This window comes from Arthrobacter sp. NPDC056727 (assembly GCF_042790555.1).
In the GTDB taxonomy this organism is placed as follows: Bacteria; Actinomycetota; Actinomycetes; order Actinomycetales; family Micrococcaceae; genus Arthrobacter.
This window is the reverse complement of the sequence record NZ_JBHTZA010000038.1, coordinates 20,686-27,675: the sequence shown is the minus strand read 5'-3', so window position 1 is coordinate 27,675 and position 6,990 is coordinate 20,686. Positions and strand designations below refer to the sequence as shown.

Genomic DNA, 6,990 nt, shown 5'->3' with positions numbered 1-6,990 from the left:
GCGCCACAGTAACTCCCGTTCCGTTCGCAAAAACAGTACGGGAACTCAAGCACCAAACCACCGGCGCAACAGCCCACTAACACCACGGCAAAACCCGAGCAGAGAGGGCGAGGCGCCCGCTGTGCCTCGCCCTCTCTGCTCACATCAATAAGAACGAAGGTGTGCCGTCAAAGTAGACCGCCATTGCTGTGAATGCTCAATTCGCCTGCTGGCCTCACCATCGTGCTCACCTCCGGGCTCTCATCGGACGCAGCTAGCGGGAGTGAACAAATGCCATCTCTGCCCTTCTTGAATGGGCTGTTTCTGCGGAAGGCTTGTGCCGCGTCCAGCTGTCAAGGAGACCGCCTAGGTAGGCCTTACCTACTATGCAAGGAGACTTTCACTATGAAGGACTTTCAGTACAAATCGCTGCCGATGAATGTCATTTTCGGACCGGGATCGGTGCAGAACCTGTCGAAGGTGATCCGCGACCTAGGGCTTAAGCGTGTCCTCGTTCTGTCGACACCACTACAAAAGGACCTTGCCCAAGGCATTTCGGAAGAACTCGGCGAACTAAGCGCAGGTGTGCACGCTGAGGCAGAAATGCATGTCCCGATTGAATCGGCTTACCGAGCCCGTGCTGTAGCCTCTGAAGTCCAGGCCGACGGCTACGTTGCCGTTGGCGGGGGTTCTACGACTGGTCTGGGAAAGGCTCTTGCCTTGGAATTCGGGGCGCCCATCGTCGCTGTCCCCACCACATATGCTGGATCCGAGATGACCCCTATATGGGGTCTGACTGCCGACGGAGTGAAAAAAACCGGTCGCGACCCCCGCGTCTTGCCTGCAGCTGTCATTTACGATCCCGAACTAACCCGTTCCCTACCCGTCCGCATTTCCGTAACGAGCGGCTTTAACGCCATTGCCCACGCGGTCGAAGCCCTCTACGCTCCGGACGGGTCCCCCATCATCTCGCAAATGGCAGAAGAAGGCGTCCGTGCCCTGACATCGGCGCTACCGGGGATCGTTTCCGATCCCCACAGCATCGAGCACCGCAGCGAGGCACTCTATGGAGCCTGGCTTTGCGGCGCAACGCTGGGCGCCACGACCATGTCCCTGCACCACAAGCTATGCCACACCCTCGGTGGAACGTTCAACCTTCCCCACGCTGAAACACACACAGTCATACTCCCCTACTCCCTGGCTTACAACGCTGGTGCGGTCCCGGAAACCATCGCTGCTCTTCAAAGGGCTACCGGCGCGAAATACCCCGTGAAGTACCTGAGGGAGCTCAGCCTGGAACTAGGCGCGCCTTCATCCCTCCGGGAACTGGGGTTCACGGACGCCGATCTTGAATTAGCAGTTGAGCTTGCAACGAGGAACCCTTACGCAAATCCTCGGGAAGTCACACCCACAGGTATCCGAGAACTGCTAACCGCCGCCCTCAACGGCGACTCCCCTAACTTCTAAGAAAGTCATTCTCCCGCATCAATCAGAAGCGGGTCAGGAAGGACATGAACACAGCGAGAGGTCCCGATGCAGACCCCCACCTCCGACCACGCCGCCATCCAAAGCTTGGAAAAACAGCGTTACGATGCCGTGCTGAATGGTGACTTCGACACCTTCCAGAAGCTCTGTCACCCAGACCTCGTCTACGGACACACTGCTGGTAACCGCGATTCGTTGGCCACCTACGTAGCAAAACTCCGTAGCGGAGAACTTCGATACCACTGGATAGAACACGAGATTGAAAACCTTGTGATTTCTGGAGACACTGCCCTGGTTCTAGGGAAGATGGTCGCAAAAGTCAGCGTGAACGAAACAGATAAGTCGCTCAACAATGCGTCCTTGTCGGTTTGGACGAAAGTGGCGGGCGATTGGAAATTCATCGCCTACCACCCCACACCGCTCGGACCGCGACCCCCACAAAATCGGCAGGTAACAATATGAAGGACGACCTTACCCACGCAGCAATTAGCTTCTTAAGCTCGCTTCAGCTTGGGGAATGGGTTGAAGTTCTTGACAATAGAAACGTCGTCCAATGGCGAGGCGCGATAGAGGAAACCGCGCCAGAGCTCGGAGTAGCCTGGCTGCGAACGGAACTGGGTGAGCGAAGGCTGCTGGACATTCAGGAACACATCGTCAAACGCTTTCGGCAGGAGTTTCAACCTCTGCAGCAGTCCGGTCCAGGATACATAGTGTTCCGCTGACCCGTTGACTCGGCTGGAAAAGGGACGAAGCACGGCAGGCACTCAAGCGCTGAACCGCAACGCGACCAGCCGACGGGCAAAGGTCAGCTGCTCTGCTCGCGGGCTCTCGCTTGTTCCACTAACTCAGGCATCCATGGTCGGTGACCGCGATGCAACTGCAACCCTGCCGGCAGCCCTCGCACCGAGACGGTGGAACCAGCAGCGTCTATGGTGATCGGACCACGGCCTGTCGGGGCGTTTGTGATATGCAGCTGGCCGAAAGAATCAGGCAGAACTGGATCCATCCAAAGCCCACCCAGAGACACGTACGCGTCGTACTGCAACAGGTTGGTCAACAATGAAATAGGGGCGGTAGTGGCCCACGCTTGTGGCGAGCAGGCGGTGGGATACGGCACCGGCCGCGCAATTTCATCGCGGCTGAAGCCGCAAAATAGCTCAGGGAGCCTTCCGTCTGAAAAATCGGCGGCCTCCAACAAAGCCTGTGCAACGCGCTGTGCTTCCGAGACGAAGCCGTACCGCATCAACCCAGTGGCAATAATTGCGTTGTCATGCGGCCACACAGAGCCGTTGTGATAGCTCACCGGATTATAGGCACCCATGTCCGTCGCAAGGGTCCGGATCCCCCACCCGCTGAACATCTGAGGAGACATCAGGTGCTCAACCACAGATGGTGCCTTGTCCTTATCGACCAGCCCAAACCAGAGGCAGTGCCCCATGTTTGATGCACAAGCGTCGACCTGGCGCTTTTCGCCATCCAAGGCCACGGCGTAGTACCCCTTGTGAGGAAGCCAAAACTGTTCATTGAATCTTTCTTTTAGCCGTTCCCCTCGAGCAGCAAACCTATCGCCGATGGAAAAATCGCCCGTCTCGTACGCGATTCGCGCGCGAGCCATGTAGGCGGCATAAACATAGGCCTGCACCTCACACAGTGCGATTGGTGGCTCTGCCATGGTGCCGTCGGCAAAATTGATGCCATCCCATGAGTCCTTCCAGCCTTGGTTTACCAGACCACGGTCGTTCAGGCGCTCATACTCAACAAAGCCATCGCCGTCTTTGTCCCCAAAATTCTGTATCCAGGCTAAAGCGCGGTCTGCATTCGGCAACAAGTCTTCGATGGTGTTCGAAGCAAATCCCCAGCGGCTGACGGATCCTAAAAGGCTCACGAAAAGGGGTGTCGCATCGACACTGCCGTAGTACGCGGACTTGCCGCCCAGCGCTTCTCCGCTTGACACATCGAGTCTGACTTCATGCAGAATTTTCCCTGGCTCTTCCTCGGTCGTGGCGTTAATAACCTCCCCCTGCCGGCTGGCAAGCGTTTGGAGAGTCCCCAAAGCCAGCGAAGGGTCGACTGGCAATGCCATTTCCGACGCCCACAACGAATCTCGTCCAAACAACGTCATGAACCAAGGGGCCCCTGCTGCAACAACGACACGATCCGGGTGAGCCGGGTCCTCAATTCGTAAAGAGCCAAGGTCATCGTAGCTGCGCTGTAGCGTCCGCTCTATTGATCTGTTGCTGATATGCAGGACGGGTATTTTCGATACCCAGGCTCGGCGTCGTTCATCCCGAGGCGAAAGCCCCTCAGTGCCTGAGCGCACAAACGACTGAATCGCCGGCGTAGACTCCACGCTCTCCGGTACGGCGGTAATCACCGTCTGCCATTGCCCATGGGCTTCAATGACACTTCTATACGTCAAAACGCCATCATGTAGAAAATAAGCTTGCGGAGCCATGACGGTCACACTCTTCGAGACATCCTGCCAAGTCCCTCGGATCGTGAGGAATTCGCCGTCAATCTGTCGGATGCTTTCCCAGTTTCTTCGAACGCGGGCTTCCTTGACCTCGAAGAGATCTGCGAAATCAGCTTCTATCCGCAGGGAGACGGAGCATTCAACTGCATGCCGGGAGTAATTCCGGAGCGTGATCTGCTCCGTCAGGCCCGCCCCCACCTCGCGCAGGCGCTTAACTACCAGTGGACTGTCCGCGTACCCGTCGGTGCGCGTAACTCTCCCCACAAAGAGCGCCCTGTAGGGTTCCTTTTGCTCTGCGGTAAGCGGTTCCAACTGTTGGTCATTGACCGAAAGTTCCCAACGCGAAAGAAGCCGTGTGTCCTGCACGAAAAGCCCATGTGGGAGGGCAGGCTGGATATCTCCGTTCGGCGCGGATATACAGAAGGATGAGCCTTCGACTAGCGTCACCGCTCCTGCTCCAAGAGGTCCCGCTGCTGTGTCGGCGTTCCACCCTGCCATGTCGATCCTTCTTCCAGCGGAAATGAGGAATGGGCAAATCCGCGCAGTTACTCTCATCTAAGAAGCGACGGTACGCCGATCTTGGGGCCAAAACCATAATTGAGCAGAACCGTTGGTCCGGGCGTTCGGCGTCGAAGATACGGATCACATCCAGGCGCAGAGCCGGCGACTGGACGTAATGTCGGCTGGCCTGCGAGGCAGTCAGGGTATGGGTACCCACGGCGCCGTGCCCGCAGGCTGCGGTGGCGGCCTTGAGGGATCCGCGAGGTCTGGCAGGAGTACACCCCAACCTGACGTCGGGGTTACTTGACCAGGGAGGATTCTCCTGTCGGCAGAGTTCGGATGTTCTCAGACAGCTATTGAACTTCAAGAGGTGACTTTGCCAGCTGCTGCCGCATGCGATTTTCATCGAGCCACCTATGCTTTGGACTATTTTGGGTGATTCTCGGCCTACCGCGCCCCCGGTTTCCTACCCCCTCCGACTGTCAGGGTGGGATCTGAGAAGATCATGAGCCAGTGTCAATAAAAACGGAATCCAGGGCTATTCTGACGCCTACGCCGATCGTGGCGTCGAATGTCGCAGGGCGGCCGGCGGGTGCCACCGGCGCTGCTCGCCACCCTCGTCCAACAGGGCTACACGACGAGGGAGCTCCAAGGAACCTTGGCGGGAGCATCGGGCAATGGCCCCTGCTGAGTTCCACTCGGCGGCACTCGGTTACATGACGGAATCTTCATTATCGGCGTTGAAACCACGGGAGTAGAAGTAGTTGCTAGCCCCTCGGCAGTTCGTTGCGCTGAGCCTCGGCTTCGACAGCCGATCGGGCATGATTACCCATCCAGCCACGCGACCTTCCACGAGGAGTTCCCGTGGATCTTCGCCCATGATGCGGTCTGCCGTCGTTCGTGCGCTGATACCGGGCCCGGCCAGGTTTCGGTTGGCGGGTCCGGTCAGGGGCGGGATGCCTATCTGTCTGTGTTGTGTAGGCGATACTCGATCCTGCACGAACCTGGAGGCGCGAATTGCTGCACTTGCTCCGCTGGAGCAAGTGCAGCAATTGTTGGTTTGGGGGTATGTCTCTCAGTGGGAGGTCGTTACCGAGGACCTAAGTGGCGCGCCAAGGAATCCTCCGTGCTTGGCGGCGTAATCTTCCTCGAACTCTTCAAGGGTCTTGCCCTTGGTTTCGGGCAGGAACTTGACCAGGAAGATGGTGGAGATGATGTTCAGGCCAACGAAGATGGCAAAGGTCCCGGTGCTGCCGATGCCGGCGTTCATGATGGGAAAGATGAACGAGATGATGGTGTTGGCTGTCCAGAGCATGAGCACGGCCAGTCCCATGGCAAATCCACGTATGGCAATCGGGAAGAGTTCTGAGAGCATCAGCCATGTGCCGATTCCGACAAACGTCTGCATGAAGAACATGAACATCATCATTGCGACGAGGACGGCATAACTGCGGCCGTTGGATTCGGGAAGCTGGAAGGCAGCCGCGAGGGTGACCAGCGATCCGATGATTCCGTAAAACCCTGTAAGGAGCAGCGGACGGTGATTGAATCGGCCGAGCAGATAGATACCGATGAGGGTTCCGGCAATCGAAATGACGCCCACTGCGATCGTGAGCACCAGTGCCGCGCTCGTACCCAACCCGGTCGACCGCAGGATAGTGGGTGCGAAGTAGTTGATCGTGTTGACGCCGGTGACTTGGGAGGCCACGGCGAGTCCGACGCCGACCCACAAGAGTCGCCGCATCCACGGGAATGTTTTCAGGTCGCGCAGGGCTGCGCCCCGGTCGATCTTCTTTTCCCGCCGAATGTGCTCGACGACCAGGTCATATTCCTCGGCGGCCTGCCGAGAAGGGCGGCTGAGCTCGAGCACCCGACGGGTGTCTGCGTAACGGCCTTTGAGTGCATACCAGCGGGGGGAGTCCGGAAGGAGCATCATGCCGGCAAACAAAGCGACCGCAGGGATGGTCGCGACGCCTAGCATCCAGCGCCAAACCTGGGGGTCTTGGATGAGCTGGTCCAGAAGCGAGTTTGTCACGAACGCCAGAAACTGGCCGGTAACGATCATGAGTTCATTGATCGTGACGATGCGACCGCGTCGATGAGCCGGTGCCATTTCCGCCAGAAAAATTGGCACTGTAACTGATGCAGCTCCTACGCCCAGGCCGAGGAGGATGCGGGCGGTGACCATAAATTCATAGTTGGGGGCCACGGCGCTGCCCAGTGCCCCGAAGAGCAGCAGTCCAGCACAAACCATCAGGCTGCCGCGGCGACCGATTACATCAGAGAGCTTGCCGCCAAGCAGGGCGCCGAAGATGGCGCCGAACAGCAGGGAGCTGACAACGATGCCCTCCTGCAAGGTGTCGAGCTGCAGGTCGTCTTTGAGATAGAGCAATGCGCCAGAAATGACACCGGAGTCATAACCAAAGAGCAAGCCGCCCAGGGTAGCGATGGCGGTGAGCTTAATGAGGAATCGGTTGGAAGACCGGGCGGTTTCTTTGTCGGCGCCGATCACAGTCCGCTCCCCGCGTTTTCCTCAACAAGGAAGTGGTAGT

Annotated in this window: 5 protein-coding genes; 3 read left to right on the top strand and 2 right to left on the bottom strand. The window is 58.0% G+C overall.

Annotation, left to right across the window (positions count from 1 at the left end):
• Positions 1-384: 384 nt before the first annotated feature.
• From ACFRAH_RS23155 to ACFRAH_RS23145, 3 genes are all read left to right on the top strand, one after another.
• Positions 385-1,446: a maleylacetate reductase gene (locus ACFRAH_RS23155; RefSeq protein WP_377993249.1), complete on the top strand. Its 1,062-nt coding sequence runs from the start codon at positions 385-387 to the stop codon at positions 1,444-1,446.
• 66 nt (positions 1,447-1,512) lie between these two features.
• On the top strand, positions 1,513-1,926 hold the full coding sequence (locus tag ACFRAH_RS23150) for a nuclear transport factor 2 family protein (RefSeq protein WP_377993248.1): 414 nt from the start codon (positions 1,513-1,515) through the stop codon (positions 1,924-1,926).
• Positions 1,923-2,186, top strand: a complete 264-nt coding sequence (locus ACFRAH_RS23145; RefSeq protein WP_377993247.1) for a hypothetical protein — start codon at positions 1,923-1,925, stop codon at positions 2,184-2,186. The genes ACFRAH_RS23150 and ACFRAH_RS23145 overlap by 4 nt, the downstream gene beginning before the upstream one ends.
• 83 nt (positions 2,187-2,269) lie before the next feature.
• On the opposite strand, the gene ACFRAH_RS23140 is transcribed toward ACFRAH_RS23145, so the two are convergent.
• Both ACFRAH_RS23140 and ACFRAH_RS23135 read right to left on the bottom strand, forming a co-directional pair.
• Complete coding sequence (locus ACFRAH_RS23140; protein ID WP_377993246.1) at positions 2,270-4,435, bottom strand: glycogen debranching N-terminal domain-containing protein; 2,166 nt, start codon at positions 4,433-4,435, stop codon at positions 2,270-2,272.
• Positions 4,436-5,513: 1,078 nt separating this feature from the next.
• On the bottom strand, positions 5,514-6,950 hold the full coding sequence (locus ACFRAH_RS23135) for a sugar porter family MFS transporter (protein WP_377993245.1): 1,437 nt from the start codon (positions 6,948-6,950) through the stop codon (positions 5,514-5,516).
• Positions 6,951-6,990: the final 40 nt, after the last annotated feature.

Bases quoted from the DNA above. Each gene is read 5' to 3' on its own strand.
- ACFRAH_RS23155 (WP_377993249.1), top strand. From the start codon at position 385: ATGAAGGACTTTCAGTACAAATCGCTGCCGATGAATGTCATTTTCGGA.
- ACFRAH_RS23150 (WP_377993248.1), top strand. From the start codon at position 1,513: ATGCAGACCCCCACCTCCGACCACGCCGCCATCCAAAGCTTGGAAAAA.
- ACFRAH_RS23145 (WP_377993247.1), top strand. From the start codon at position 1,923: ATGAAGGACGACCTTACCCACGCAGCAATTAGCTTCTTAAGCTCGCTT.
- ACFRAH_RS23140 (WP_377993246.1), bottom strand. From the start codon at position 4,435: ATGGCAGGGTGGAACGCCGACACAGCAGCGGGACCTCTTGGAGCAGGA.